Origin of the sequence: Paenibacillus glycanilyticus NBRC 16618, assembly GCF_004000805.1 — a bacterium.
Lineage (GTDB): Bacteria > Bacillota > Bacilli > Paenibacillales > Paenibacillaceae > Pristimantibacillus > Pristimantibacillus glycanilyticus.
The window spans coordinates 164609-190305 of record NZ_BILY01000004.1; the positions used below are offsets into that span (position 1 = coordinate 164609).

Below are 25697 nucleotides of genomic sequence, written 5' to 3' on the forward strand. Positions count from 1 at the left end.
CCAATTTAATTATTTCACTTATAAATATAATTATTAAAATTATATAAACTGATTTTAAGCAAGTGAAACATGCACATTCTCCGTATTTTGCTTGTCATTAAAAAGTACCGTTGCTTATAATGGAAGAAGAATGGACAAATAAGGTGGGCAAAAGATGACGCAAGAGGAACGGATTAACTCAATCGTTGATTATATGAAGCTGAACCGGAAAATTAGCATGGAGGATATCTGTACCTTATACGAAGTATCCTACGATACCGCAAGGCGCGATCTGGTCAAGATGGAAGCCGATGGCCTGATTGTCCGCGTGAGGGGCGGAGCGATTCTCTCGACCATGACAAAATCGGTGAGCAGCTACAAAGACCGATTAACTGAAGCAGGAAGCAAGCGTACCATCGCGATGACGGCCGCCTCCCTTATCCGGGACGGAGAGCATGTCATGCTGGATACAGGAACCACAACGCAATATGTCGCCGAGTTTATGTCCACAACGGAAAATGTGGTTGTCACGAACTCGATCGACGTTGCCGGCGTGCTCTGCGACAAGCCGCAAATCGCCATCCATTTGCTTGGCGGCATGCTTAATGCCTGGCACCGGTACGCCTTTGGGCCGCGTACGGTCGAGATGCTGAACGACATCCGGGTAGACAAGCTTTTTCTCGGCACATGCGGCCTTACGTCCGAAGGGTTGTTCACCCCAACGGAGGAGGAAGCATACCTCAAGCGGGAAATGATCAAACGGGCGAATCAGGTCATCATGCTGGCCGATTCGGCCAAATTCGATAAAAGCCTGTATCACCGCGTATGCTCGTTTGACGCTATCGATCTGCTTATTACGGACGTTAATCCGCCTGCTCCTTTCGATAAGCTGCTGCAAGACCACAATATAGAAGTGATTATCGCTTCCCCATTGCCAAAATGAACGAACAAAGGGATCGTCACTTTATCGTGACGATCCCTTTCGAAATGCCGCAGCATCGGATGCTCGCCGTTGTTCCCCGCGTCGTACTATTTATACAGGTTGCCGTAACTGATCGCCAGACTTTCAAGCGGATCTCTGCGGCACAAATCCTGCTCAACCACAAGCCACTTTGTCCCGATCTCCTCGGCCGCTTGGAAGATGGCTTCAAAATCCAATACGCCCTCGCCAATCTCCGCAAAAAACGCTTCTTCACCAGCCTCCGCATCCTTGATATGCAGCAACGGACAACGCCCGCGAAGCTTAAGCAGATATTCCGCCGGATTCAAGCCCCCGCGATGAACCCAATACGTATCGAGCTCCATTTTCACATAGGAAGGATCGGTCTCCCGCAGCAAAATATCCAGTATGTATTCGCCGTCGAATTTCCTGAATTCCCAATCATGATTATGGTATAGAAGCTGTACGCCGCTTTGCCCCAATCGTTCGCCTATCTCATTCAGCCTGCCGGCCTTCGCGAGCAAATCTTCCTTAGATTCGAAGCCGAGGGACAACGCTGCATACTTTTCTGCATTTACCTCTTCCAAATATTGAACTACGCTTTCCGGATCCGATTCAAGCTGCTCCAGCGAGGAGTGAAAACCGATCACTTTTAACCCAAGCTGGTCCAGAAGCAATTTTTGCTCGGCAACGGTAATTCCCACTGGAGGCGGCCCAAGCTCAATCGCTTTGTAGCCAATCTCCGCTATTTTTCTTAACGTCCCCCTGTAATCCTTGTCCAGTTGATCACGGACGGTGTAAGGCTGTACGGCGACCGGAAGATTAGGCATCGTTATCAAACCTCCTATCCTTTTTAGGACCAATCGAATAATACCCCGTGATAATGATCTTTGTCGTTTCTAAGCCCTTCATAGGCTTGAACGGCTTGTTCCGGCTTTAGTATATGACTGATTAACGGCTCAATTGCCAGTTTTTTGAGTTTCATAAGCTCAAATATGATTTGGGAATTCCGGGTTAAGGAATGCTTCACAAACGCGTCAGGCTCAACGGGGAATATCCACTCGTGAGCGCCTTTAAACGTTAGGCAGCCTTGTCCGTCCAAATGAATATAGTTCAGCAGCTCCGTAATATTCCCTTGATATTCGCCCCGCGGACTTCCGAGCAGCACAACCTCTCCGTATTTCGCAACCCATGGCAGCCCTTCCGTTACGACCTTTGGAATTCCTGTGGCATCTATTAGCGTTGATACCCCTTTTCCGCCGGTAATTTCGTTTATATGCCCATGAACCTTGGGGTCTGACGGCAATGCATGCCCGATTCCGGATGCTGTCGCCGCCTCCAGTCGCGGTCCCGATAAATCGATTCCGATCACGGAAGCGCCTTGCAGAGAGGCTAATTGCGCGGCCATATTCCCGACTAGACCTAAACCGGTTACGGCCACATAGTCGCCAAGCTCAATCTCGGATACCCGAATAGACGTTATCGCTACGGAAGCCATTCGGGTGAACGGCACCCAGTGAAGGGGCAGGCCTGACGGCGCTTTCAAAAGTATTCCGCCTGACGGAATGACCGAGTACAAGCTATGGTCTCCATAGTGAAACACATAGTCGCCCGGCTTAAAGCCCTGCACCTCTTCGCCAATCTCGATGACTTCGCTTACGGAAGAATAACCGGGAATTCCCGGCATGGCAAACCATCCCTCATTACCCGATAGACAGGCCAGCTCCGTTCCCGGACTGATTAAGGTAAATCTTTTCTTCACCAATAACTCGCGCTTCCCCAGCTTTGCTATATGGAAGGCATCCTCATGAACCTCGACCTGCCATGGGGCGGTAAAGACGATTTTCTTGTTATTCATTATTAATCTCCTCCTTGGACATTACCCTGCCGCTTGTCGAATATGCCTCAATAAACTGGCTGGCTGTCAAACCGGCAATAGCTTTGAATGTTCTGCTGAATGCATGGATGGATGCAAAGCCAGCCGCTTCCGATATTTGAGTAATAGAGAGGTTACCCTCAAGCAGCTTTCTTTTTGCTTCCTCGATCCGAACATAAGTCACGTATTTATGAATAGTAACTCCAAGCTGCTCCTTAAAGAGATACGATAAGTGATTGGTCGATACCCCGGCCTGCAGGCTGATTTGTTCCAGATCTAAACGGGGATTGGCAAACTCCTGTTGAATATAAAGAACGGCTTTTTCGATAGATGCCCAGCCTTTTGTCTTCTTGCCTTTCCCTTCGTAGGACATGTGCTGATTTCTTAAGAAGTAAATGAGCAGCTCCAGCGCCAGCGACTTCATAAACAGCTGATGGTAAGGGCGTTTGCTCAGAAATTCCTGATGAAGGATATGAAATCTTTTGTGCACCTCTAGTCTATGGGCCGGATGAATGAACGAGATAGGATACAGCGACGATAACAGCTCTTCTTCCGGCTTTATCTCGACTTGCTGCCCTTTGGAAACGCCGGTCTCCTGCCACTTGCTCTGATCCTCCCAATGGAATAAATCGAAATGAAAGATGTACTGAATCAAAGGCTCGCTGGACGCTGACCGGATAAAATGAAGCTTCATCGGCGGAAAAAGGATAGCTTCCCCTTCCTTTAACCGATACTGGACGCCGTCCAGCAGGATCTCGGCTTCTCCTTGTTCGATATAGGTATACACGTGATCGTAATCTACCCATTCGCCCACAAGGTAGTCCGATCTCGTTATTTTTACAGAGCGGACAAAGGGCGATAGCCGCTCCATTCCGGCGATGTTGCGTTCCATAATAGCCTCCGTTTGAAAAGGGGATTTAACTATTTCCGAGTACTCGTTACACCTATCTTATTGAATTTTTAACGCAAAGTCTTTAAATAAGAAAACGTTTTTTTAACCGTAACACCGACTATTGCGGATGTGTCCGTTAAGAACGCAAAAAAAAGCCGCGATGCGATGCATGCGGCTTTTTGATCCTCTATTCTCTTATCCGGAGCGGATCTGCTTCAGCAAACTTTCATAATCGAACCCTGCCGCCGTATCAATATCAACGACCGTCCCGCCAATAGACAATGGCGCAAGCGTCTCGTTCAACAGCCGTTCTTTGTTGCCCTGCTGTTCGATCCATTCCTTGTCATTATGGCCCTTGTGCCGATCCGCTGATCCCATACGCGCATAATAGCGCTCCAAGAGCACCCGTCCATCGGCTCTGCACATGATTTGGAAGGGCTCGAAGTCGTACTCCCGCTTCAGCTTTAGAAACTCCGCGCTTCTTAGTTCCGGACGGCCGAAGAAGCCTTCGATAACAAGCGATTGTCCGGCAGCCAGCACCTTACCCGCGAAGGAATAAAGAAAAGTAAAAGCGGCCGGCGCCAAGAGCGGCGGAGAGCCGTGCGTCTTGCAATCCAAAGCGTCAAACAGAGTCTCGTAGATCCCGTCCCGGGACAGCAAGGGAAGCTTCAAATCCTTGGACAGCCGCTCTGCGAGCGTTGTTTTTCCGGCTCCAGGGAATCCGTTCACTATAATAACCGTTGGTTTATTCATCCGCCGAAGGGCCATAGAGGCCGGGAACCGGAATATCCAGGAGCCGCAAATATACCCCAAGCTGGGCACGGTGATGAATCATGTGGCTTAATCCGAAGGTGCGAAGCGCCATTGCCCGCGGCTGCCGCAGAATAATATAATCACCGTTTCGCAGCGTCCATTCTTCGCTAAGCTTGTTCTCGTCGCATTCGGTAATCAACCCGATAACCTTGGCCGCATTGGCATCGTATTCCGACAGCACGTCTTCGCGCTTTTGCAAAGCCTCCCGCCGCCCCGATACAGTGGACATATCGAGTTCCGGGGAATGTAAAATAGCGGCCTGCCAGTTCAACAGGTTGATCAAATGCGTGGCAAGTCCGCCCAATGTCATTGATTTTTCATGCGGCTTCCACGCCATATGCTCATCAGGCAAGCGCTCCAGAATACGCCGCGTAATCGTCAGTTCATGTTCGGCATCCCCAACAATAAGTTGTTTCATCATCACTCGGGTCTCCTTCCGCTTTAAGATAGTCCTTTTTCATACTAGCATATTTTGTAAAAGTTTATCTATCTACCAACATCGGATTATTAATTAACTATAACATTAATAAATTAACCTTTGTATTGACATAAGAACGAACCTTCCACATAATATGAACTAGAATCATCTTAATTTCATTATTAAATTAACCTAACGGTTAACTAAAAGGAGAGAAAAGAAGATTATGGCTAGTACGCACAAGTATGTGAAGGATTATCCGCGTCCGCAGTGGGTACGCGACGAATGGCAATTGTTAAACGGCGAATGGGGCTTCCGCTTCGATGATTCGTTTGAAGGCGAACGCAGCAAATGGTACAGCAAGCTGGATGCGGACCGTACGATTCAAGTCCCGTTTACATATGAGACCAAAGCCAGCGGTATCGGCGAGGAAACCTTCCATCCATGCGTATGGTATGAGCGGAATGTTGCAATCCCGGCCGAAACGGGAGACAAACGCGTTATCCTCCATTTCCAGGCCGTTGATTATTTGGCTAAGCTGTGGGTAAACGGCGTGTATATCGGCTCGCATGAAGGCGGTTATGCGGCATTCTCCTTTGATATTACTGATGCCGTGCAGATTGGCGGGGAAAACCGCATCACGCTCCGCGTGGAAGACAGCAACAGCACGATGCAGCCGCGCGGCAAGCAGCGCTGGATCGAGAAGAACTACGGCTGCTGGTACGTGCAGACAACCGGCATCTGGCAGTCCGTCTGGCTGGAATATGTCGACGGCAACCATGTGAACAGAGCTAAAATTACGCCAAAGCTGGAAGAAGCAGCGGTTACGTTCGAATACGAGCTTGGCAGCACGGTACGTTCCTTCGACGGCTTGACGCTCCAGACCGTTATTCGTTACGACGGGAAACTGATCCGCTCCTCGGAAACCAATGTTGACCGCAAGTTCTTGAAAGTGGAGCTAAGCGTCATGAACGACGTCAACGAATGGAAAATTCATTCCTGGCATCCGAATCATCCGAACCTGTACGATGTGGAAGTTGTTCTGAAGAAAGACGGCCAGCCGGTAGACACCGTATACTCCTACTTCGGCATGCGCCGCATTCAGATTAAAGGCGACCGCATCCTGCTCAACAAGCAGCCGCTCTACCAACGCCTTCTGCTCGATCAAGGCTATTGGGAAGATACGCATCTGACTCCGCCTTCCGAAGAAGCCATTATCGAGGATATCGATAAAACCTTGGCGCTTGGCTTCAACGGCGTGCGCAAGCACCAGAAGCTCGAGGATCCGAGATACCTGTACTGGGCGGACCGCAAGGGCTTTCTCGTCTGGTCGGAGATTGCCGCCACTTACGAATTCGGAGACGACGCCGTAGACCGGTTCACGAAGGAATGGATGGAGGTTGTCCGCCAGCATTACAACCACCCTTCCATTGTGACGTGGGTTCCGTTTAACGAATCATGGGGAATCGGACAAATCTTCACCGACCGGAAGCAGCAGCAATTCACCGAATCGATCTATCATTTAACCAAGTCCTACGATCAGATGAGGCCTGTAGTCGTGAACGACGGCTGGGAGCATACGATTTCGGATATTATTACGCTACATGACTACGAGGAGCTGGGCTCCGTGCTCGAAGCCAGATACAAGGACAAGGACGCCTTGCTCAGCAATGATTTCGCGCATGACAAACACCGCTATCCGTTCGCTAACGGATACAGCTACAAAGGCCAGCCGGTGATCATCAGCGAGTACGGCGGCATCGCATTTACGAGCGAATCCGGCTGGGGTTACGGCAACCAAGTAAAAAATGAAGAAGAATTTTTGGCCCGTTATGAAGGAATTACCCAAGCAATCAAGAATCTCGATTATGTAAGCGGATTCTGCTATACGCAAATTACGGACGTGCAGCAGGAGGTTAACGGCTTGCTTACGATTAACCGGGAGCCTAAGATTGCTATGGAGAAGATCAGAAAAATCAATCTGCAGTAATATCAGGCTTCCGATACACAGTTCATGAGAAGGCAGGGATTGGATTCATGTCAAAAATGCAACGTATTGGAATTATCGGCAGCGGCGGTATCGCTTCTGCTCACGTAAGAGCCTACAAACAGCTTCACGACGTTGAGATTGTCGCCGTTGCCGATGTCATTCCGGGCAAAGCGGATCAATTCGTTACGCGCGAGCAATTGCCGGGAGCCATCGGCTTCGATGATCACCGCAGGCTCCTTGAGCTTGATCTGGACGGGGTCAGCATCTGCACGCCAAATGCCTCCCATCACGTAACCACCGTAGACGCGCTGCGCGCAGGCAAAAACGTTCTGCTCGAAAAGCCGATGTCCGTTACCTTGGACGAAGCGATCGATATGGTTCAAGTCGCTAACGAAACGGGAAATATGCTGACAATCGGTTTTCAGCCCCGTTACGACCCTAACATGAAGGTCGTTAACGAAATCGTCCAATCCGGCAAGCTCGGCAAGGTCTATTACGTGGAGACCGGCGGCGGCCGCAGACGCGGCATGCCGGGAGGCACGTTTATCAGCAAGCAGCTCGCCGGAGCCGGCGCTATGGCGGATATCGGCTGCTACTCGCTCGATATGGCGCTTAATGCGCTTGGTTATCCGAAGCCGCTTACGGTATCGGCTTATACGTCCAATTATTTCGGCACGAATCCCGTTCATCATCCGGAAGCGAGCAAATTCGAGGTTGAGGATTTTGGAGTAGCGCTTGTACGCTTCGAGAATGATCTGGTGCTTCAATTCAAGATCTCTTGGGCTATGCATATGGATACGCTTGGCTCCACCATGTTCCTCGGAACGGAAGGCGGACTGAAAGTGAATCCTTACGGAACGGGCAATTGGTCCGGCGTATGGGATGGCCGCGTCGGCGAGATGAAGCTGTTCCATGACTTTATGGGCAAACAGACTGAAACGCCGATTCCGGTTACGAATACCGACCTTAACCTCTTCAACGAGAAGGTGAGGGATTTCTCCGAAGCCGTGCGCGAAGGACGTCCCGCCCCTATTCCGGGCTCGCAGATCGTCATTCAGCAAGCCATTATCGACGGAGTGCTCCGCTCCTCTGCCGCCAAACGCGAGGTTGCCATCGAGCTTCCTTTCTAACGTTAAATCGAATAGCCTTGGCCTTTATCCGGCCGAGGCTATTTTTTATAGACAAACGAATCCCCGTGCACTACGATCTTAACAGCGCAATACTATAGGGCGGTGAGTATGTTTTGAAGCTGGAAAGATTGATATCGATCATCTACATGCTGCTTAATAATGAAGTCGTGTCCGCTTCGGAATTGTCGTGCAAATACGGCGTTTCGCAAAGAACCATCTACAGGGACATCGAAGCGATCTGCGCGGCGGGTATTCCCGTTGTCTCCTATCAGGGCGTTAACGGCGGATACGGCATTATGAAGGAATACAAGATGGACAAAAGCCTGCTCAGCTCCGATGATATCGCCTCGCTAATTACTCTTCTCAAGAGCACGACTACCATATTCGAGGATGAGCGGGCCCATGAGACGATTCATCGGCTGAAGACTGTTCAGACCGATAACGGCAGAGCTCCAAGCCTGACGATGGATCTTGGCAGCTGGCGATCGTACGCGGCCCATCTTCGCGCGCTCCACTCCGCCATAAACGGCCGACAGCTCGTCCAATTCCATTATACGAATGCGAAGGATGAACGTCAGAACCGCGTCGTCGAGCCTGTTAGTCTCCTGTTTAAATATGGCGCCTGGTATTTGTACGGCTACTGCCGCTCCAAGGATGACTATCGGGTGTTTAAGCTAACAAGAATGTCGGAGCTGCTGACCTTGCCGGAAGGCTTCCAGCGTGAGCATAACATCCACACCGAAGATGTTCTCACCGGCGGCGGCGGTCAGGAGCAGGAGCAGATAAGCCATGCCATCATCCATTTTACGGGCGGTTCGCTTGCAAGGGTGCTGGATGAGTTTTATTTGGACGAGAAGCAGTTTAACGATGACGGCACGCTTACGCTGACGATTACTCAGGCAATCGACACGGACTGGCTGATCGAGAAGCTGCTTGGTTTTGGCGAGGACGCCCTTGTACTGGAACCGCCTGCGCTTAGGCAACGAATCAAAGAAAAAATTGGAAAAATGTTAAACCGTTATAAAGAAGTGTGACAGGATGCTGTCATACTTCTTTTTTTATAATGGAAACATTCGTTCGATCAACTTAATCGTAAAGGGAAGTGACTGAGTTGTTAGACCATCCTTTTTTCTTTGAAGAGCAGATGAAGCATAAAAGCTGGGAGCTCAAACAAATCGATAAGCATGCTTGGAAGTACGCGCACATGAAACGGAAAAATCTGCGGCTGCCTCTATTCCTGCTGCTTCGCGTCCTCGGAAGAATTAAACATTGACAACGCTTGGGATCTGTTTTTATACTGGTAACCGAAACGTCAATACTAAAACTCATTAGGGAAGCTGTGGACTTTTCTGGAGAGCAATCTCTATTTTCGCCACACAAAGGCCCGTACTGCCGGTACGCGTCATTTGTGTGGTTTTTTGCGTTCAAAAAAGGAGGATCATCATGAAATTATGGCATTACGCGTTAATCGTATGTTTGGGAGGCTGCTGTTACGGGGTCTTGTCCACCTTTGTAAAACTGGCGTATGCGGCAGGCTTTTCCGTCTCCGCGGTAACCGGCGGCCAGTATCTTTTCGGGGCGGTCCTAAGCTGGCTGATCGTACTGCTCGTTAACAGGAAAGCGCCAACCCGCAAACAAACCTTTAAACTAATGTTATCCGGAATACCTTTTGGATTAACGGGCATTTTTTATTATCAAGCCTTGCAGACGCTTAATGCTTCGCTGGCTATCGTCATTTTATTTCAATTCGTCTGGATCGGAACGTTGCTGGAGTGGCTGCTGCTTAAGAAAAAACCGACGAAAAACAAGCTGTTGTCCATAACGCTCACGTTGCTCGGTTCCATTCTAGCCGCCAATATTCTGTTTCAGGAGAACATGTTGCTGTCATGGACGGGATGCCTGTGGGGATTGCTTGCCGCGTTGACCTTTTCAGCTTTTGTGTTTCTCAGCAGCACGGTCGAAAGATCAACGCCTCCCCTCTTAAAAAGCGCGCTTCTTTCCACGGGAGGCGTTATCACGATATTTATCGTATTCCCGCCGACCTTTTTATTGGATTGGCATATCGTCACGGGGCTGTTCCCTTACGGATTAGCGCTAGGCGTATTCGGGGTCGTGCTTCCTCCCCTTTTGTTCTCGATTGGCATGCCGCATGTCGGTTCGGGGTTAGGAACGATTCTGACCGCATCCGAATTGCCGGTTGTCGTTATTCTTTCCTCTTTCGTGCTCGCGGAACCGATTAGCTTGCCGCAGTGGATTGGCGTTTTCATTATTTTGAGCGGGATTGTCGGCAGCAACCTCCGGTTAAGGAAAACGGATCGTCCATCCTTGGCCGCTTAGAAAATGAAAGAAATCTATTTCCAAATGAAAGAAATCTATTTTTTCTTGGCCCTGTCTGAGTAAATGCTCATAGAGTCACGGCATTGTAATGTTCTTGTAACACTGCACTCAGACTCCTTTCATTTACGCAATCTATACTAATAGACATGACCCCCCTTTATTATATTTCTCTCTTGCAGCCTGCGGCCCCGTGCCGCAGGCACTTTGTTTTTATAGGGAGAGCATGGTAGTCTAATGAGGTGAGCTTACATAAGAACGGGGGCAGTAAAAGAATGAGCGGCACTAATCATAAGGTAGTCCGTCTTGCAGGCGTCGACTGTCTGCAGGTTGATCCCATCGGGCAATCGGGCGGAACCGTCCTTTTATATCATGGATGGGGCTCCACGCAGGAGAGCTATTTATTTTTCTCATCCATCGTTTCGGGCTGGGGTTATACGGTCATCGTTCCGGAGCTCCTCCATCACGGCTATCGGGGCACTCTGAATTACGCGGATCCCGCCGTACTCGAACAGACCTTCCTGGAGATTGTTCTGCAAGGCTCCAAGGAAGCCGTGGAAATGACTGAACAGCTTGGCGGGCCAAGCGGCGGCAAAATCGGCATTATTGGCCATTCGGCTGGAGGTTTCGTGGCAGCGGGAGCGTTCGCGAAAAATACGGATATTGCGGCAGCCGTCGTCATTAACGGCTCCTGCGCGTGGACGGAATTTTACGAATCGTATCTGAAATACGCCGGAAAGCCGGCCTTAAGCGAAGAAGAACGCGCCGCTCTCGCGAAGCATGATCCGATCTCTTTATTAACCTTTGAAGATGAGAGAGGATTGTTGCTGCTGCACGGAAAAGAGGATACAACGGTACCGATTCACAGCCAGCGTTATTTTATGGATAAAAAGGCCTGCGCCGCTCCCGAGCGTCTCCGTATGGTCGAGTACGGCGGAGTCAACCATCAGATCACGCTCAAGATGCTGGAGCAGGCCAAGCTATGGCTGGACAGCCATCTTCGGGCAAACTAATATTCGGCAGCGGCTACAGCTTGCTTACGGCCTCAACAAACTGGCGCGCGCGATCCGTTATCAGATCGAATCTGCCCTCGCGCACCCAGTCGAGATTAAGCAGCTTGCCGCCCATTCCGACGGCATTGGCACCCGCGGCGAAATAATCGGCGATATTATGCAGATCTACGCCGCCGGTGGCCATAATCGGTATGGAATCAAGCGGTCCGCGGATTTCCGATAAGTATTTGGTACCAAGCGTTCCCATCGGGAACAGCTTTACCGCTTCGGCGCCTGCCTTCCAAGCTTTTACGATTTCCGTAGGGGTCATAACGCCCGGCCATACCGAAACTCCTCTTTCTTGTCCGTAGGCGATGACTTCTTCATCCAGATTCGGCGAGATCAGGAATTGCGCGCCGGCGGCAACGGCCGTCTTCGCCATCTCCGCATCCAGCACGGTACCCGCCCCTACAGCAGCCTGTCCGTCAAAGCGGCTGCGCCAGCGCTCGATCATCACGGCCGCGCCGGGCGTGTTCATCGTAATTTCCATCAGACGAATGCCGCCGTCAATCATGGCTTGTCCGGCAGCGTCCGCTTGATGGTCTTCAATGCCTCTCAAAATCGCCACAATCTTGTGCTCAAGCAGCAAATCCAGCATCTTACTCATCTCAACCGTCCCCTTTACGTCCAATATTCCCGCAATATGCGAATGAATAAATTCGGAAAAGCCAATGTGTCCATATCCTCAGGACCAATCCATCGGTATTCGCCTTGCTTGCCGCCTGCTTCGTAAGCGGCCGCAGTCTCCGCAGCCAGGCTTGAACCGGCAGCAGCAGCTGCCGCACCCGCTAGTGCACCAAGGTCAGCCAGGTAAATTCTCATTTTCCAGTGAATATGGCTGAATACATGATCCGCATCCATAAACCAGCGCTCCGGTCGGATCAAGAGACCCGTCTCTTCTTCCATTGACCGCGTCAGCCACTCGCCCGCAGCCGCCGTACTGCCGTCTGTCCCGGAAGCGGCATCAATGATTTTTTCCTGTTCCTTCGGCACAAGCAAATGAGGAAGCTCCCACATCTGCGCGAGCAATCCGGTCTCCGGACGCTGACGCACCAGAATCTTGCCTTCATTCGCGCCCGTACCGGCGATAATCGCGGCAACCCGCTTCTCCGGACGAGGTGGCTTCGCCTTCGTCTTGATCGGCAGCTCCGTTTCGCGGCCGGCAAGACGCGCCTCGCAATGCTCCATTACCGGACATGGCAGGCAGCTTGGCGCTTTTGGCGTACAGACAAGCGCCCCAAGCTCCATAAGCGCCTGGTTGAAATCCCCGGCAGCCCCTTCCGGAATGAGCGATCCCGCAAGCTTTTCGATACCAACGCGTGTCGCAGGCTTCGCAATATCGTCCTCCAGGCAGAAGTACCTCGACAGAACCCGCATGACGTTGCCGTCTACAGCAGGCTCCGGCCGGTTAAAGGCAATGCTCATAATCGCGCCGGTTGTATAAGGGCCGACGCCTTTAAGTCCCGCCACCGCCGCTTTGTCATCCGGCACAACACCGCCGTACCGCTCGACGACCTCGCGTGCGCCGGCCTGCAAATTGCGGGCGCGCGAATAATAACCGAGTCCTTCCCAGCACTTCAGCACTTCCGGCTCCGGCGCTTCGGCAAGGGCGCGTACCGTGGGGAATTTATTCATAAACCGCTCGTAGTAAGGAATTACCGTGTCCACCCTGGTCTGCTGCAGCATAATTTCCGATACCCATACGCGGTATGGATCCTGATTCATCCGCCACGGCAGGTCCCTCTTGATTCTCCGGTACCAGGTAAGCAGCTCGCGGCTGAAGTAAGCCTTTGCCTCTTCCTTATAAATCGCTTCCATTTGTCTAGTTGTTCACCTCTTTGTGTTCGGCAGCCCCCAGAGCTTTCGGAAGCTCCAGCTTCATAAACCGGCGGTATTGCTTAGGCGTTATTCCGGTATGGCGCTTAAGCAGCCTTGGCAAGTAATGATTCAGCATCCCTACCTTGCCGGCAATTTCGGATATCGGCAAATCCGTCTCCTTAAGCAGCTTTTTGGCCAGCTCAAGACGCCGCTCGGTCACGTATTGAATCGGCGAGCAGCCCATTATCGATTTGAAGGAGGTAATCAAATAATTGGGATGAAGATAGGCGACTTTAGCCAAATCCTCGATTTGAATGTTATGATGCAAATTTTGTTCGATGTATAAGAGGACATCATCCCATTTTTCTTTTCCAACCTCATTGCCTATAAAATAAGCATCGTTCAAATCATCCCAGGAGCTATGATCCAATAGATACGCTATCAGCTCCAATATGCCGGAATGCAGCCTGAGATTGGTCGATACGGTCGGAAACTCTTGCGCCTGAATCATTTTTTGCATAATTCCAACCACATGACACTCGTCCTGAATCGCAACGGATGAGGAAAAAGGAAGCTTCGGAAGCTTCATAAACTTCATATCGTCGGCATTCCGAATACGGAAATGGCACCAATACGCTTTAATCGTTTGCTTGATAGCAATATTATAACTAACTTTCTGCTTTGGGCGAAGCACGTAAATTCTGCCCGGTATCAGATCGTAGCCTACTCCCTTTGTCTCGAGAACGGCATGTCCCTCCATTAAATAGAAAACCCTGTAATAATCGATTTCATCATTGTTGTTCAACCAGCCGGCTTCCCTCTCCGAATAAGCAGCCATAATAACGTCGATCTTCAAATGATCGAATTGTCTTTGTAATATCTGTATTTTCGTATCCATGACTACCCCTGTTGTCTGGCTTTCGCAAATTATTTACTCTATTATATAAGCAATAAAGATAAAATCATATTGGAAGTTCTATCATTATGTTGGATTCATTATAGCCAAGTTACAAGAAAGAAGGAAAAACATGCTAGCAAAAGGATTAATTGTATCCGCCGTTCTCGCCGTACTTCTCGCTGCCTGCGGCAGCGGCGGTTCCGGTTCCGGCTCCGCGATCTCAACCAGCCATATGGATGCTCCCGGGAAGACCGGAGCTGTATATAAAGCGAACTGCGTCAGCTGTCACGGCTCCGATCTGCAGGGGCGGATGGGAACGCAAACGAATCTTCAACAGGTAGGCGCACGCATGACCGAGCCCGAAATCGTCGAGCAGATCAAGAAGGGGGGATCCTCGATGCCGCCTTTCGAGGATCGTCTGACGGACGAGCAGATTGCGGGACTCGCAGCCTGGCTGGCAGGCAAGAAAAAAGAGTAAATCATGCAGACGAAAAGGCTGAACCGGTATCCAGCTTAAACAGCCGCATACCGATCAGCCTTTTCTATTCATTCCTCTATGCCGTCTGTTCCACAATCGCCACCGCAGACGCAATCGCGCGATCGTGAGTAATCGTAATATGAATGCGATGCCTCTCCGGCGTCAGTTCAAGCCTCTCCCAAGCACTGCCGGACAACGTACACTCCGGCTTCCCTTCGGGTCCGCGCAAAATATCGATATCGGTAAACCCGACTTTGGCTCCGATCCCGCAGCCCAAAGCCTTCACTACGGCTTCTTTCGCCGCGAATCTCCCCGCCGCAAATTGCGCCAGACGCTTGCCATCGTAGCTGCCGGCCAGATCCCGCTCCCGACTCGTCAATATCCGGTCTAGGAACCGGGCTCCCGCTTTGCTCGCAAGCAGTGCCTCGATCCGGTCCATATCCGTAACATCATGTCCGACCCCTGCTATCATCGCTTGGATCAGATCCCCGGAATCGGGGAACGCTTATGCTCGGTACGCAAATATTGCTTCTCGAGCTTCGCTTTCGCTTCCGCTCCGATCTCTTTGCCTTCGAGATAAGCGCTGTTCTCGTCATACAGAATGCCAAGCTCCGATTCGTCGGTCTGCCCTTCCCAAAGTCCGGCGGTTGGCGCTTTATCCAGAATACTCTGAGGCACGCCAAGCACGCCTGCAAGCTGGCGGACCTGGCGCTTGTTCAGCGAGCTGAGCGGCGTAATGTCAACCGCGCCGTCGCCCCATTTCGTAAAGAAGCCGGTGATGGCTTCAGACGCATGGTCCGTGCCAACAACAAGCAGGTTGAGATCAAAAGCAAGCGCGTATTGGACAACCATCCGCGTTCTGGCTTTTACGTTTCCTTTGCCGCCGCGACTCAGATGGCGGTGAATCCCGATCGCTTTAAGCGCATGCTCGGTTTCCAGCGCGATTTCGTCCACCGCTTCGCCGATATTCGTCTCCACCTTATGCTTCAGCTGGAACGCTTCCGCCGTCGCATAACTGTCCTCTATATCGACCTGCTCCCCGTAAGGCTGAAACACGCCAAGCGTCATATACTCCCGGCCGGTCTCGGCAGACAATTCGTCCGTCGCCATCTTGCAGAGGCCAGTCGTAACCGCGCTGTCGATCCCGCCGCTGATCGCAATCAAAAGGCCCGTTGTACCGGACTTCTTCACGTACTCCTTCAAGAAGTCGACGCGCTTGCGGATCTCCGCAGCGGGATCAATCTCCGGCTGTACGCCGAAACGCTCGATTATTTCCTGTTGTAAACTCATAGCCCAGGCTCCCCCTACTCCACCTGCCGATTAACGGCAGTAACGGTCAAAAGCTTCAGTCAGATCAGCCGCGATTTCGGCAGCGGAACGATTCTCGATTTGATGGCGTTCGATGAAATGAACCAACTCGCCGTCTTTCATCAGAGCAATAGAAGGCGAAGACGGCGGATACGGAGCAAAGTACTCGCGCGCTTTCGCCGTTGCTTCTTTATCTTGACCGGCAAACACGGTATACAGGTGATCCGGCGTAATATCGTGCTGCAGCGCTTCGGCTACGCCCGGACGGCATTGACCAGCCGCACAGCCGCAAACCGAGTTAACAACGACAAGCGTAGTTCCTTTTGCATCCGGAATCGCATCCGCAACTTCCTCAGGCGTGCGAAGCTCTTTAATCCCGATCCGGGTCAGATCATCGCGCATAGGTTGAACCATATCCAACATATATCTCTCAAATGACATAGACATTTGAAAACACTCTCCTTTGTAATAACCTAAATTTAGTTACTATTATACCGCCCGCCATGAAAATAAAGCAACCGGAGCAAATGTCACTCCGGTTGCTTTTGCGGCGCTTCCTCCGAGTCTGGAACAGGTTCCCCCGCACGGTAGGCGCTATTTTTGTCCTGATGCATAAAGATCCCCGACTGGGGCGCGATTCCCCGTTCGAAATAGTCCCGGTTCTCGGCGGTTAGAAACCCGATATCCTTAAAAGGATGGACCCATTGATCGCCGGCCATAACGGCCGGATCCGTATCGGTGCTCCATTCATTAAGCGGCGAATTCGGCGAATCGTAATCATGATCGCCAATCACTACGCCATGCTCATTGACGAACGGCTCGCGCGGGCCTCTTCCCTCGCGGAATTCCGGAAGAAAGGAGATTTCGAACGGATCAAGCGACGGATCGTCCCCTTTGCCCTTGCCCATCGCTCGTTCCTTTAGATCGAAGGGCGGTTCGGCCCGTCCAGCTTCTTATCGTAGCCGGCTTCGCCAGGTTCGGCTGCTCCGGCTTTATTTTTGCTTGCTTGCTGGGTTTGTTCTATCGAGTTGCCTTGTTTATTTTTCGCCATCGTAGTCGTCCTCCCGTGTATAGCTGATTGTACGAACTACGATAGTATGCGCGTCCGGCACAAGCTTTATGTTTCCTCTTCCCTTAGGCCGAATGCTTGAAAAACGAAACGATAAACGTCGTTCCGACGCCCTGCTCGGATTCAACGTCGATGCGGCCGTTATGGCGCTCCGCAATGCTGACGCATAAAGGAAGACCAAGGCCCGTTCCCTGCGTCTTGGTCGAGAAGAAAGGATCAAAGATGCGCTGCTTCTGCTCGTCGGAGATACCCACGCCTTGATCCTGTATGCGAAGGACGATCTCCTCTTTTTCTTCTATGTATGCCGTATGGATGGACAAGCGGCCTTTCTCGCTCATCGCCTCCATCCCGTTGCGGGCCAGATTCAGGAGCAGCTGCTTGATCTCCTTCTCGTTCAGTTGAATGGCAGGCACAAAATCGCACAGCTCAACCTCGATCGTCTGCCCCCGCAGATTGGCATCGGCATTTAATAACGGAATCATTTCCCGGATAATATCATGCAGCGAACCCGCTTCCATCGTAAGCGCCCGGTTCTGGGCCAAGGACAGGAAATCGCTGATGATCGTATTCGCCCGGTCCAGCTCGTCCATCACGATACCGTAATAAGCCTGCTGATTATCCGGGCTCCGTTCCCGCATCAGTTGCACAAAGCCGCGGATAACCGCCATGGGATTACGGATCTCGTGCGTAATGCTCGCCGCCATCTGCCCGATCAGGCTAAGCCGTTCCATCCTCCCAACCTCGCTGCGCAGCAGCGCCAGCTCCGTTATGTCATGCGCGGTGAGGACCGCCCCCGTTATGGAATCCGTTTGCAGGTTCCGGATACAAAAGGCGGTCTTCAGCAGCGTTCTTCCATTTTCCACCTGCGGATACTCATGAACAAGACTTTGCCCGTTTAGCGCCTCGCGCAGCAGCTTCGCATTGGAGTTCTCAATCCCGTCATCAAAAAACTCGTAGAAATATTGGCCGACGATATGTTGTCCGCCAGCGAGCATCTGAACCCCCATCTCGTTCAGATGCGTGATTTTGCCGTATTGGTTAACCAGAACAACCGCAATCTTCGTCTGATTGATAAATTGCTCAAGCTTCTCCACTTCCTGCCGGTAGCTCTGCGACACCCGCTTCACATCGTAATGCAATTGAGCGTTTTCTTTAAACGTCTCTATCGTATAGACCGAAATCCAAGAGGAAAACACCGTCATCGCTAGAGTAAGAAGTGCCAGAAGCACAAATTCAAGATCGACCGGCATCCCCGCCGTAATGACGGCAACCGTGAAGGACAAAATAACAAACGCGCACATCCCCACGATAAGCTTCATGACGATGCTGATCTTGCGCCGCCGGTCCGACCGGTGGAACGCTTTTATAATGGACGGCATAAAGACAACGTAGACAAGCATGAAGGAGAGAAACACAACCGTCTCTCCCATACTGTCGAGTGATTCAATCCTTAGTGCCGTATATACGCCGCTCAGCAGCAATAAAAAGTATGGTCCGCCGTATAAAGAACCGATTAACAAAGGCATTAGCCGAAAATTAAGTTCGCAGCCGTAATAGTCCTTCGTAAACAACATGCACAATGCCATCGCAATACAGCTGGACAGCCCTATAATAACGGGAATTCTCCGCCAATGGCGGCTAGAATTATGCCATAACTGAAAGGCAAAGGCAGGTACTAGCGTAATAAAGAATTGTAACAGCAATTCTTTCAACACGAACGATCAGTCTCCCAACGAAAACACGTCATGTTATAAAAAATACCCTGTCTTCACCTATTCACCTGATAGTCCGATTAAATCACAACTCTCATTATTTTACAATCGCCTTCCCAGCCAATTGGAAATAATATTTAACAAATGAACGGCGTAAATATCGTTATGCAATTCATGGTATCCGCCCTCGTATTTAACGAATTTGCAGAGGTCTCCGAGGCGCTCGGCAACCTCTTTGCTTGCCTCGAACGAGGTCACTTTATCTCCCGTCCCGTGCACCAGCAATACCGGAACCTGAAGCTCGTTACTATGCATGATAGCCCATTCACCGGCATCCGTCATGATGTGAAAGGTCCTAATTGTAATGGAGCTGTGGCATAAAGGGTCTCCGAGGAACGTTATCGCTTGATCATAACCGGGGCGGTACAGATCATCAGGACTGATCCCCGTTGACAGCGACAGCTTGGGCATAATGCTTACAAGCAGTCTGGCCAGTGCCTTCATAACGGCATTGGGGCCTTTCGCAAGACGCAGCCACGGACTGCTCAAAATGAGACCTTCAATAGAAGGTTTTAGGCGCAGCGCGGAATTGAGCGCTACATTGCCGCCCATGCTGTGGCCGTAAAGAAAGCAAGGAAGTAACGGGTGCCGTTCTTTCGCCTGCTCAAGCAGCAGTCCCGTGTTACGGACCGCTGTTTCCATTGAAGAGAGATGTCCGCGCTTCCCCTCGGAACGGCCATGGCCCTCCTGGTCGTGAGCCAGCACGGCATAACCATCGCTTGTCAGCCGCTCCGCAACTGCCGAATACCGTTCTCCATGCTCTCCCATGCCGTGTACAATGCAAACCGCGGCTTTTGGCTCCCGGTTATCCGGCAGCCATTCTCTTGCGTAAATTTCGATGCCGTTCGCCCCGCTGAACCGCCAATCCGTCCGCTCCATGCGTTATTCGCTCCTTTATGGGTTTAAAGTTGTCTTCATTATATTTCAATAAATAAGAAAAAGAATGTTACAATACGTAAAGAAGAAAACGTATGAGTCAGGAGCAATGTAACGATGTTTGATGTAATTATTATCGGCGGCGGACCGTCCGGTCTGATGGCTGCCGTTGCCGCCAGCGGCGCTGGCGCGTCTACCCTGCTTATCGATAAAGGGGACAAGCTTGGACGCAAGCTGGGCATTTCCGGCGGAGGCCGCTGCAACGTAACCAACGCGAATGAAATGGATGAACTGATCCGTAATATTCCCGGAAACGGGCGGTTCCTGTTCAGCGCTCTAAATCAATTCGGCAACCGGGAGATCATCGCCTTCTTTGAAGGGATGGGCATTGCCTTGAAGGAAGAGGACCGCGGACGGATGTTCCCGGTATCGGACAAGGCGAAGACGGTTGTGGATGCTCTGATCCGGAAGGTGAAGGAGCAAGGCGTCGAGATCCGAACGAACATGCCGGTGAAGGAAGTGCTGTACGAGAACGGCGCCGTTACCGGCATCAGACTCGCTTCCAACGAGATTATCCATAGCAAGTCCGTGGTTGTCGCTACCGGCGGAAAATCCGTTCCGCATACGGGTTCTACGGGCGACGGCTACCCATGGGCGAAAAAAGCCGGGCATACGATTACCGATCTATACCCGACGGAAGTGCCTCTCACCTCGGCCGAGCCGTGGATTCGCAGCAAGGAGCTGCAAGGCCTGTCGCTCCGCGATGTTACACTGACCGTATGGAATGCCAAGAACAAAAAGCTTGTTTCCCATGAAGGAGATATGATCTTTACGCATTTCGGTTTATCCGGACCGGCGGCGCTGCGCTGCAGCCAGTTTGTCGTTAAAGAACTTAAGAAAGCTTCGGAAGCCGAGAGCAGCAGACAGACGGCTCTCGTTACCATCGATCTGTTTCCGGGTCGTACGGAGGCTGAAATCTTCGACGAGACGCTGAAGCTTGCCAAGCTTGATCCCAAGAAGGCTGTCAAAAACGTGCTGAAAGGCTATGTGCAGGAAAGATTGCTGGAGCTCCTTCTGCGCCAATGCGAGATTAACGGCGATGTCACGTACGACAACATTCCGAAGGAACCATGGCGCGAGCTGGCCAAACGGATGAAGCAATTCCCTGTTGCGGTTAACGGAACTTTGTCAATTGAAGAGGCATTCGTTACTGGCGGCGGGGTGCATCTGAAGGAGATCGATCCAAAAACGATGCAGTCAAAGCTCGCCCAGGGGCTTTACTTCTGCGGGGAAGTGCTCGATATTCACGGCTACACGGGAGGCTACAATATTACGGCCGCATTTACTACGGGCCACAGCGCAGGAACAAGCGCGGCATCGGCTGCTTTAAGCAGCTGACGCCGCGCTTTTCCTTTTTCTCCTCTATTACGTATGCACATCCCCGGAGAAATGACTGTACTCCCCGGGATCCGGGAGAAACTCATTGGTCGTATCCGCATCGTCATCCCGGTTGTGCAGGTCTGTTGCTTCCTCTGCCCCAATCCAATCCTCATTCACGATATGAGCCGGAATCGTAATGGCATTCAGGGAATAAGCCGTATCCGTGACAGCCTCGTTCCGAATCGCAGACTGATCCACCAACTGGCCGCCATGAGACATGGCAATTTCCAACGCCGAGGTCAAGTCGCTTCCGTCCACGTGAATATGCAGTCGGTTTCCCTCGTGCATTAACGGCTCGTATCCAAGCTCCTGCAGGGTATCCCGCGCAAGCGCAGCGCTAAAGGAGTCAGCGAAATCAAATAAAATAGCCGAACTCATCTTCTCATCTCCTTCGATAGGCTTCCAATATATTAAGATTCCCTAACATTCCCCACTTTTATGAATGAAAGGTGTTGTCATTTCAACAAAACTTTATATAATTTAAGTTATACTCTTATACGTTAGGTTTATTTACACCATACGTCACATTAAAACAATATTCACATAATAACTCCCAGGAAGGTGACAAAATAATGGAGAACGTGTTTTATTTGCTGGCTGATCCGATGTTTATCGTCGAGCTTGAGCATAACCGATGGTATATACGTGACATTAATTATGCCTTTACCAAATTGACCGGATACAAAAAAGCGGAGCTGACCGATGCAGACCCTGACGGGCTGTTAAGAAGAGGCTTTACCTTCGGCGGACTTATGACCCAGCTTAGCGAGGATAACGAACAGTCGCTCGAACAGGAGTTAATCTCCAAATCGACCGCCCCCATTCCCGTACGCTTTACCAGCCGCCGACTGCCCTCAAGCGAACAGACTTGCTTCATTATAATCTGCAAGGATTTGTCGGAGGAAAAATACATCGAAGAATACGCGATGGATAACCAGGTTCTGATGAGCGTTGGAATATCCGAGCAGTTCCGAATCACAAACGCAACCCGCTATTATTCGCCCTTCAAACCAATCAATCTGGTGAATCAGTCCGTATTTGACCATATCGCGGACGAAAGCCGCAAACCTCTCCGCCGCATCATGGAATACGCGCGTGCTCACGGCACTACCGAGCAGACCGATGTGAGGCTGTATCTCGGCGATCAGCTCCGGATGACAACCGTTATTATCAAACCCTTCTTCCACGGAAACAAAGAGTTCAAGGGTTATGTCGTTCTGCTGACCGGCACGCTTCAGTCGGTACGGGAAGAGGATGCCGCCTACAAGCTCCGCATGCTGATGCTGAGCAAAAACATTACGGCTACCTCATTGGCGCAATCAACCTTAATTTCGCTTACGACCATCTCCAAAATCCGCAATGGCAAAATCAAAAAGCCCCAGCGTCTTACGGCCGAATTGATAGCCGGAGAGCTGGGGGTGAAGCCGGAATCGATATGGAGCGGCTTTAAACGTTATTAGACGATCGTTAGAAACGGAACTTCATAACCAAGTCGTTCAAGTCTTGAGCGATACCGGTCAAACCGCCTGCGGCAGATGCAATTTCTTCAGCCGAGGCGGTTTGTTTGTCCGCGCTTTGCGCTACTTCCCTGGCAATATCGTAGGTACGGCGCGCGATTTCGGTCAGTTGATCAATAGAGGCGGACACCTCCTCCGAGCTTGCGGCAAGCTGCAAGGCAGCGGTCGCAACCTCGCCGATTTTCCCGGACACTTCTCCTGCCGCGGTCGTAATTTGACGGAAGGAGCGGCCCGCCGCGTTTACTTTTTCCAGACCCTTTATCGTTTCCGCTCGGCTCGCGCTCATTTTTTGAACGGTGAGGATCATATCTTCCTTGATCATGCCTATTGCACCGGCAATATCGGAAACGGAGGCCGCCGTCTGGACTGACAGCTTGCGAACCTCTTCCGCCACAACAGCAAAACCTTTTCCCGCTTCACCCGCTCTTGACGCTTCGATTGCCGCATTAAGCGCGAGCAGATTAGTCTGCTTGGATATAGAGCCGATAAAATCGGTGATCCTGCCAATGTTGTTCATGCGGCTCTCGAGCAGCGCGACATGCTCGGATGCTGACTGAACGGTGTCATCGATGTCCGTCATCGTCCGGACAGCTTCTCCTATTGCCTCCGCCCCTTCCTTCGCCTGCAGTTCCGCATTTGCCGACAGCTTTGTCGCGATAGAACTGCTTTCCGCAATTCGCTGCGTTCCATGAGCCATCTCTTCCGTTGAGCGGGAAATTTCCTCGAAGCTGTGGAGTTGCTCCTGCGAGCCCGATGCCGCTTCTCGGAACATAGCGGAAGCTTGCTCGACCGTGCCAGCATTTAGTTCGGAGGCCGCTAGCATCTCTTCCGAAGCCGCGGAGATGCTGGTTGATGCCGTCTGCACGCTTTGCATCGTGGTCCGCAGAGAGTCAACCATCCCTTGCAGCGCTTGCACCATAACCCCTATCTCGTCTCTGTTCCTTACCTTCGGAATAGCAACCGAAAGCGAGCCCCTGGCCACTTCGGCTATAACATCCGAGGAGCGCTTGATTGGCAGGGAGATCGTCCGGCGCACGTAATAGAGCAGGGCGAGAACCAGAACAAGCGCGGCACCGAGACTCATGGCAATGGTCACTACCGCCTCGCGGTTAATCTTTTCGCTGGATTGCTCGGCAGCCTTCGCCCCTTCCTCATTAATCCGGATAAGCGTATTTATGTAAGACTGCATCGTACTGAAAGACTGCTCCGATGACATCAGGGAATCGCCGACCTGCTTCTCCTCCTCCAGATTGGAGTAACGGATGACATTCCGGTATAACGCCAGATAGGCCTTCCACTCCCCCTCCAGATTACGGGACAAATTCATGTCATCGCCCGATTTCGGAAGCGACATAAATTCCTGCAGCTTCTTTTGCAGAACAACGATCGTATATTCGCCGTCTTCCTCCAGCAGCTTGCGCTTCAGCGGATTGCCTTCCCACGCCATCTTGTATTGGATGGTCAGCATATGCTCGTTCAGATAATTGATTTCGTTAATGCTTTTGATATTAGCCAGCCACACCTGCGAGATCTCCTGCGCGTTGTTTGTCAACTTGCCCATCCGGTTAAAGCTGAGCGCGCCGTTCGCCGCCAAAATAATAACGATTGCAAGGAAGGATAACGTCAGCCTCTGGCTTACCGAGATTTTCCACTTCCATTTGTTTGTGAATGTTTGCGGCATATAAAGCCCTCCTCTGGACTTGCTCGATTATGATGTTAGTATATCTTACATGTAAATAACAACCAACTTCATAAGCATGCAGGAAATCCATGATTTTGCCGTATTTGCTCGCTTTTTGTCTGCGGCAGTTCAATTAGCGGATAAAAAGCAAAAGCTTTTAATCTTTTCCGCACAAGGTAAGATTCTAAGCCATGTTCATAAAAACCTATAAGCTCTAGAATTAAAAACAGCCTTGGCTATAAGCCAAGGCTGTTAACAATAGAATAAACTTTATGCTCCGGAAACTTCCGCAAGAGCCGCGGCCTTTCTTTTTCCGTATACCATTCTTGAGAGCAGAACGCTAATCTCGTACAAAACCACCAGAGGAACAAATACCAGCAGATGGGAAATCAGCTCTGGCGGAGATATCAAGCTGGCTACGACGACTAGCACCAGATACGCGTATCTTCTCATTTTATGAAGAGCTTTGGGCGTCAGGATTCCAATCTTGGTCAGAAACATAACGATAACCGGCAGTTCGAACGCAATAGCGAGCGGCAGCACAATATTGAACATAAACCCGAAATACTGAGCAACCCCATACGTCTCTACAAGCTCCATGCTTTTTGTTATTTTGGAAGTGAAGGAGAAGCTCATCGGGAAAACCACAAAGTAACCGAAGGCCAGCCCTGTGAAGAAGCAGATCACGCTGTACGGCACATACCGCAAAGCGGCGTTCCGCTCTCCGGGATGGAGCCCCTGCTTCACAAAGCCCCACAGCTGGTACAAAATATACGGCAGCGATACCGCCAAGGCGATTACGAGCGCAACCGACATATACATGCGGATGCCGTCCCATGGCGAGAAAACGTTCCATGTCATTTCCGAGCCAGGCGGCACGCTTTTCAAATAACGAAGCACTTTAGGCGATAGATATAGTCCCCCTCCAAGCGACAGCAGCACCACGATAAGAATCTTCCAGATCCGGCTGCGCAGCTCCGTCAAATGTCCAAGCAGCGTCATAGTCTCCTCAATTCCCTTCATTCGCTGCACAACCTTCCGGGTTTTCTCAGCTCAAAGGTATGGAAGCCGTCCCTCAGCTTGTCGTTAATCTCCTTCAGGCGGTCAACATCGTCAAAAGAATATTTCCGTGCCCCGCCTTTGGTCCTCACCGGAAAAACCAACTGCTTCTCCTCGTAATATCGAATTTGTCTTTCCGTCAAACCAGTTAAGTCGCTAACGATTCCAATACCCATCACTTTGTCCTTCATCGTCACACGCCTCCCTAACGGTTATGTAATGTTTTCTAACATAAACTTCTTTGATTCGAAATATATCAGCGGTCTGTTTCTTCGTCAATGGGACCGATAGCCCTGATATGCTTGTTCGAATTAGATGAACCCAAACGAACAAAACGAACATTCTTTGTGTTCAAAT

Annotated in this window: 28 protein-coding genes; 9 read left to right on the forward strand and 19 right to left on the reverse strand. The window is 50.9% G+C overall.

Annotated features, from left to right (window positions below):
• Positions 1–154: 154 nt before the first annotated feature.
• The gene (locus PGL01S_RS04350; RefSeq protein WP_127491792.1) at positions 155–922 is read left to right on the forward strand and encodes a DeoR/GlpR family DNA-binding transcription regulator; all 768 of its coding nucleotides are present in this window, start codon (positions 155–157) and stop codon (positions 920–922) included.
• 86 nt (positions 923–1008) lie between these two features.
• On the opposite strand, the gene PGL01S_RS04355 is transcribed toward PGL01S_RS04350, so the two are convergent.
• The 5 genes from PGL01S_RS04355 to PGL01S_RS04375 all read right to left on the reverse strand — a co-directional run bounded on the left by PGL01S_RS04355 (position 1009) and on the right by PGL01S_RS04375 (position 4921).
• The gene (locus tag PGL01S_RS04355) at positions 1009–1749 is read right to left on the reverse strand and encodes a sugar phosphate isomerase/epimerase family protein (RefSeq protein WP_127491794.1); all 741 of its coding nucleotides are present in this window, start codon (positions 1747–1749) and stop codon (positions 1009–1011) included.
• Positions 1750–1772: 23 nt separating this feature from the next.
• On the reverse strand, positions 1773–2777 hold the full coding sequence (locus PGL01S_RS04360) for a zinc-dependent alcohol dehydrogenase (protein WP_127491796.1): 1005 nt from the start codon (positions 2775–2777) through the stop codon (positions 1773–1775).
• Positions 2770–3687, reverse strand: coding sequence for an AraC family transcriptional regulator (locus PGL01S_RS04365; protein ID WP_127491798.1), 918 nt, complete (start codon positions 3685–3687; stop codon positions 2770–2772). Before PGL01S_RS04365 ends, PGL01S_RS04360 begins: the two co-directional genes overlap by 8 nt.
• Before the next feature lie 195 nt (positions 3688–3882).
• A complete protein-coding gene (locus PGL01S_RS04370) occupies positions 3883–4440 on the reverse strand; it encodes a P-loop nucleotide/nucleoside kinase family protein (protein WP_127491800.1) in 558 nt (185 codons plus the stop codon).
• Complete coding sequence (locus PGL01S_RS04375) at positions 4433–4921, reverse strand: DinB family protein (RefSeq protein ID WP_127491802.1); 489 nt, start codon at positions 4919–4921, stop codon at positions 4433–4435. Before PGL01S_RS04375 ends, PGL01S_RS04370 begins: the two co-directional genes overlap by 8 nt.
• 223 nt (positions 4922–5144) lie before the next feature.
• Between PGL01S_RS04375 and PGL01S_RS04380 the strand changes: the two genes are divergently transcribed.
• The 5 genes from PGL01S_RS04380 to PGL01S_RS04400 all read left to right on the forward strand — a co-directional run bounded on the left by PGL01S_RS04380 (position 5145) and on the right by PGL01S_RS04400 (position 11385).
• A complete protein-coding gene (locus tag PGL01S_RS04380) occupies positions 5145–6908 on the forward strand; it encodes a glycoside hydrolase family 2 protein (RefSeq protein ID WP_127491804.1) in 1764 nt (587 codons plus the stop codon).
• Positions 6909–6955: 47 nt separating this feature from the next.
• Positions 6956–8038: a Gfo/Idh/MocA family protein gene (locus tag PGL01S_RS04385; RefSeq protein WP_127491806.1), complete on the forward strand. Its 1083-nt coding sequence runs from the start codon at positions 6956–6958 to the stop codon at positions 8036–8038.
• 113 nt (positions 8039–8151) lie between these two features.
• Positions 8152–9072: a helix-turn-helix transcriptional regulator gene (locus tag PGL01S_RS04390; protein ID WP_127491808.1), complete on the forward strand. Its 921-nt coding sequence runs from the start codon at positions 8152–8154 to the stop codon at positions 9070–9072.
• 409 nt (positions 9073–9481) lie between these two features.
• Complete coding sequence (locus PGL01S_RS04395; RefSeq protein ID WP_127491810.1) at positions 9482–10375, forward strand: EamA family transporter; 894 nt, start codon at positions 9482–9484, stop codon at positions 10373–10375.
• Between the two features lie 272 nt (positions 10376–10647).
• Positions 10648–11385 (forward strand): alpha/beta hydrolase family protein, encoded by a 738-nt coding sequence (locus tag PGL01S_RS04400; RefSeq protein WP_127491812.1) that lies wholly within the window; start codon positions 10648–10650, stop codon positions 11383–11385.
• Positions 11386–11398: 13 nt separating this feature from the next.
• Here PGL01S_RS04400 and PGL01S_RS04405 read toward each other — a convergent pair whose 3' ends face one another.
• From PGL01S_RS04405 to PGL01S_RS04415, 3 genes are read right to left on the reverse strand one after another with little or no spacing between them, the layout of a single operon-like run.
• On the reverse strand, positions 11399–12031 hold the full coding sequence (locus PGL01S_RS04405) for a bifunctional 4-hydroxy-2-oxoglutarate aldolase/2-dehydro-3-deoxy-phosphogluconate aldolase (protein ID WP_127491814.1): 633 nt from the start codon (positions 12029–12031) through the stop codon (positions 11399–11401).
• 14 nt (positions 12032–12045) lie between these two features.
• Entirely contained in the window at positions 12046–13242 is a 1197-nt protein-coding gene (gene mutY / locus PGL01S_RS04410; protein WP_174806526.1) for an A/G-specific adenine glycosylase, read from the reverse strand.
• A gap of 4 nt (positions 13243–13246) precedes the next feature.
• Positions 13247–14140 carry a helix-turn-helix transcriptional regulator gene (locus tag PGL01S_RS04415; protein WP_127491816.1) on the reverse strand — a complete coding sequence of 298 codons (894 nt, stop codon included), beginning with the start codon at positions 14138–14140 and terminating at the stop codon, positions 13247–13249.
• 130 nt (positions 14141–14270) lie between these two features.
• Between PGL01S_RS04415 and PGL01S_RS04420 the strand changes: the two genes are divergently transcribed.
• Complete coding sequence (locus tag PGL01S_RS04420) at positions 14271–14618, forward strand: c-type cytochrome (protein ID WP_127491818.1); 348 nt, start codon at positions 14271–14273, stop codon at positions 14616–14618.
• A 76-nt stretch (positions 14619–14694) separates the two neighbouring features.
• On the opposite strand, the gene acpS is transcribed toward PGL01S_RS04420, so the two are convergent.
• The 7 genes from acpS to PGL01S_RS04450 form a co-directional block, all read right to left on the reverse strand.
• A complete protein-coding gene (acpS, locus tag PGL01S_RS04425; protein ID WP_127491820.1) occupies positions 14695–15090 on the reverse strand; it encodes a holo-ACP synthase in 396 nt (131 codons plus the stop codon).
• An 8-nt stretch (positions 15091–15098) separates the two neighbouring features.
• On the reverse strand, positions 15099–15908 hold the full coding sequence (gene nadE, locus PGL01S_RS04430; RefSeq protein ID WP_127491822.1) for an NAD(+) synthase: 810 nt from the start codon (positions 15906–15908) through the stop codon (positions 15099–15101).
• A gap of 30 nt (positions 15909–15938) precedes the next feature.
• Positions 15939–16373: a BrxA/BrxB family bacilliredoxin gene (locus PGL01S_RS04435; RefSeq protein ID WP_127491824.1), complete on the reverse strand. Its 435-nt coding sequence runs from the start codon at positions 16371–16373 to the stop codon at positions 15939–15941.
• Between the two features lie 83 nt (positions 16374–16456).
• Positions 16457–16834 carry a DUF3905 domain-containing protein gene (locus PGL01S_RS04440; protein WP_127491826.1) on the reverse strand — a complete coding sequence of 126 codons (378 nt, stop codon included), beginning with the start codon at positions 16832–16834 and terminating at the stop codon, positions 16457–16459.
• An 11-nt stretch (positions 16835–16845) separates the two neighbouring features.
• Complete coding sequence (locus PGL01S_RS31425; protein WP_268960376.1) at positions 16846–16977, reverse strand: hypothetical protein; 132 nt, start codon at positions 16975–16977, stop codon at positions 16846–16848.
• Positions 16978–17060: 83 nt separating this feature from the next.
• Positions 17061–18710: an ATP-binding protein gene (locus PGL01S_RS04445; RefSeq protein WP_244935504.1), complete on the reverse strand. Its 1650-nt coding sequence runs from the start codon at positions 18708–18710 to the stop codon at positions 17061–17063.
• Between the two features lie 99 nt (positions 18711–18809).
• Positions 18810–19646 carry an alpha/beta hydrolase gene (locus PGL01S_RS04450; protein WP_127491828.1) on the reverse strand — a complete coding sequence of 279 codons (837 nt, stop codon included), beginning with the start codon at positions 19644–19646 and terminating at the stop codon, positions 18810–18812.
• A 114-nt stretch (positions 19647–19760) separates the two neighbouring features.
• Here PGL01S_RS04450 and PGL01S_RS04455 point away from each other — a divergent pair, with 114 nt between their 5' ends.
• The gene (locus PGL01S_RS04455) at positions 19761–21041 is read left to right on the forward strand and encodes a BaiN/RdsA family NAD(P)/FAD-dependent oxidoreductase (RefSeq protein ID WP_127491830.1); all 1281 of its coding nucleotides are present in this window, start codon (positions 19761–19763) and stop codon (positions 21039–21041) included.
• A 27-nt stretch (positions 21042–21068) separates the two neighbouring features.
• Here the strand turns inward: PGL01S_RS04455 and PGL01S_RS04460 are convergent, their stop codons facing one another.
• Positions 21069–21461, reverse strand: coding sequence for a hypothetical protein (locus tag PGL01S_RS04460; protein ID WP_127491832.1), 393 nt, complete (start codon positions 21459–21461; stop codon positions 21069–21071).
• Between the two features lie 194 nt (positions 21462–21655).
• Between PGL01S_RS04460 and PGL01S_RS04465 the strand changes: the two genes are divergently transcribed.
• Positions 21656–22543, forward strand: coding sequence for a helix-turn-helix domain-containing protein (locus PGL01S_RS04465; RefSeq protein WP_127491834.1), 888 nt, complete (start codon positions 21656–21658; stop codon positions 22541–22543).
• 7 nt (positions 22544–22550) lie between these two features.
• Here the strand turns inward: PGL01S_RS04465 and PGL01S_RS04470 are convergent, their stop codons facing one another.
• The 3 genes from PGL01S_RS04470 to PGL01S_RS04480 form a co-directional block, all read right to left on the reverse strand.
• Positions 22551–24281 (reverse strand): methyl-accepting chemotaxis protein, encoded by a 1731-nt coding sequence (locus PGL01S_RS04470; protein ID WP_127491836.1) that lies wholly within the window; start codon positions 24279–24281, stop codon positions 22551–22553.
• A 270-nt stretch (positions 24282–24551) separates the two neighbouring features.
• Positions 24552–25304 carry a twin-arginine translocase subunit TatC gene (tatC, locus tag PGL01S_RS04475; RefSeq protein ID WP_127491838.1) on the reverse strand — a complete coding sequence of 251 codons (753 nt, stop codon included), beginning with the start codon at positions 25302–25304 and terminating at the stop codon, positions 24552–24554.
• The gene (locus PGL01S_RS04480) at positions 25301–25531 is read right to left on the reverse strand and encodes a MerR family transcriptional regulator (RefSeq protein ID WP_127491841.1); all 231 of its coding nucleotides are present in this window, start codon (positions 25529–25531) and stop codon (positions 25301–25303) included. The genes tatC and PGL01S_RS04480 overlap by 4 nt, the downstream gene beginning before the upstream one ends.
• Positions 25532–25697: the final 166 nt, after the last annotated feature.

Bases quoted from the DNA above. Each gene is read 5' to 3' on its own strand.
- PGL01S_RS04360 (WP_127491796.1), bottom strand. From the start codon at position 2,777: ATGAATAACAAGAAAATCGTCTTTACCGCCCCATGGCAGGTCGAGGTT.
- mutY (WP_174806526.1), bottom strand. From the start codon at position 13,242: ATGGAAGCGATTTATAAGGAAGAGGCAAAGGCTTACTTCAGCCGCGAG.
- PGL01S_RS04460 (WP_127491832.1), bottom strand. From the start codon at position 21,461: ATGAGTTCGGCTATTTTATTTGATTTCGCTGACTCCTTTAGCGCTGCG.
- PGL01S_RS04455 (WP_127491830.1), top strand. From the start codon at position 19,761: ATGTTTGATGTAATTATTATCGGCGGCGGACCGTCCGGTCTGATGGCT.
- PGL01S_RS04375 (WP_127491802.1), bottom strand. From the start codon at position 4,921: ATGATGAAACAACTTATTGTTGGGGATGCCGAACATGAACTGACGATT.
- acpS (WP_127491820.1), bottom strand. From the start codon at position 15,090: ATGATAGCAGGGGTCGGACATGATGTTACGGATATGGACCGGATCGAG.
- PGL01S_RS04380 (WP_127491804.1), top strand. From the start codon at position 5,145: ATGGCTAGTACGCACAAGTATGTGAAGGATTATCCGCGTCCGCAGTGG.
- PGL01S_RS04370 (WP_127491800.1), bottom strand. From the start codon at position 4,440: ATGAATAAACCAACGGTTATTATAGTGAACGGATTCCCTGGAGCCGGA.
- PGL01S_RS04480 (WP_127491841.1), bottom strand. From the start codon at position 25,531: ATGAAGGACAAAGTGATGGGTATTGGAATCGTTAGCGACTTAACTGGT.
- PGL01S_RS04405 (WP_127491814.1), bottom strand. From the start codon at position 12,031: ATGAGTAAGATGCTGGATTTGCTGCTTGAGCACAAGATTGTGGCGATT.
- PGL01S_RS04470 (WP_127491836.1), bottom strand. From the start codon at position 24,281: ATGCCGCAAACATTCACAAACAAATGGAAGTGGAAAATCTCGGTAAGC.
- PGL01S_RS04385 (WP_127491806.1), top strand. From the start codon at position 6,956: ATGTCAAAAATGCAACGTATTGGAATTATCGGCAGCGGCGGTATCGCT.
- PGL01S_RS04400 (WP_127491812.1), top strand. From the start codon at position 10,648: ATGAGCGGCACTAATCATAAGGTAGTCCGTCTTGCAGGCGTCGACTGT.
- PGL01S_RS04440 (WP_127491826.1), bottom strand. From the start codon at position 16,834: ATGGGCAAGGGCAAAGGGGACGATCCGTCGCTTGATCCGTTCGAAATC.
- PGL01S_RS04420 (WP_127491818.1), top strand. From the start codon at position 14,271: ATGCTAGCAAAAGGATTAATTGTATCCGCCGTTCTCGCCGTACTTCTC.
- PGL01S_RS31425 (WP_268960376.1), bottom strand. From the start codon at position 16,977: ATGGCGAAAAATAAACAAGGCAACTCGATAGAACAAACCCAGCAAGCA.
- PGL01S_RS04450 (WP_127491828.1), bottom strand. From the start codon at position 19,646: ATGGAGCGGACGGATTGGCGGTTCAGCGGGGCGAACGGCATCGAAATT.
- nadE (WP_127491822.1), bottom strand. From the start codon at position 15,908: ATGAGTTTACAACAGGAAATAATCGAGCGTTTCGGCGTACAGCCGGAG.
- PGL01S_RS04395 (WP_127491810.1), top strand. From the start codon at position 9,482: ATGAAATTATGGCATTACGCGTTAATCGTATGTTTGGGAGGCTGCTGT.
- PGL01S_RS04465 (WP_127491834.1), top strand. From the start codon at position 21,656: ATGGAGAACGTGTTTTATTTGCTGGCTGATCCGATGTTTATCGTCGAG.
- PGL01S_RS04365 (WP_127491798.1), bottom strand. From the start codon at position 3,687: ATGGAACGCAACATCGCCGGAATGGAGCGGCTATCGCCCTTTGTCCGC.
- tatC (WP_127491838.1), bottom strand. From the start codon at position 25,304: ATGAAGGGAATTGAGGAGACTATGACGCTGCTTGGACATTTGACGGAG.
- PGL01S_RS04355 (WP_127491794.1), bottom strand. From the start codon at position 1,749: ATGCCTAATCTTCCGGTCGCCGTACAGCCTTACACCGTCCGTGATCAA.
- PGL01S_RS04415 (WP_127491816.1), bottom strand. From the start codon at position 14,140: ATGGATACGAAAATACAGATATTACAAAGACAATTCGATCATTTGAAG.
- PGL01S_RS04350 (WP_127491792.1), top strand. From the start codon at position 155: ATGACGCAAGAGGAACGGATTAACTCAATCGTTGATTATATGAAGCTG.
- PGL01S_RS04435 (WP_127491824.1), bottom strand. From the start codon at position 16,373: ATGTCTATGTCATTTGAGAGATATATGTTGGATATGGTTCAACCTATG.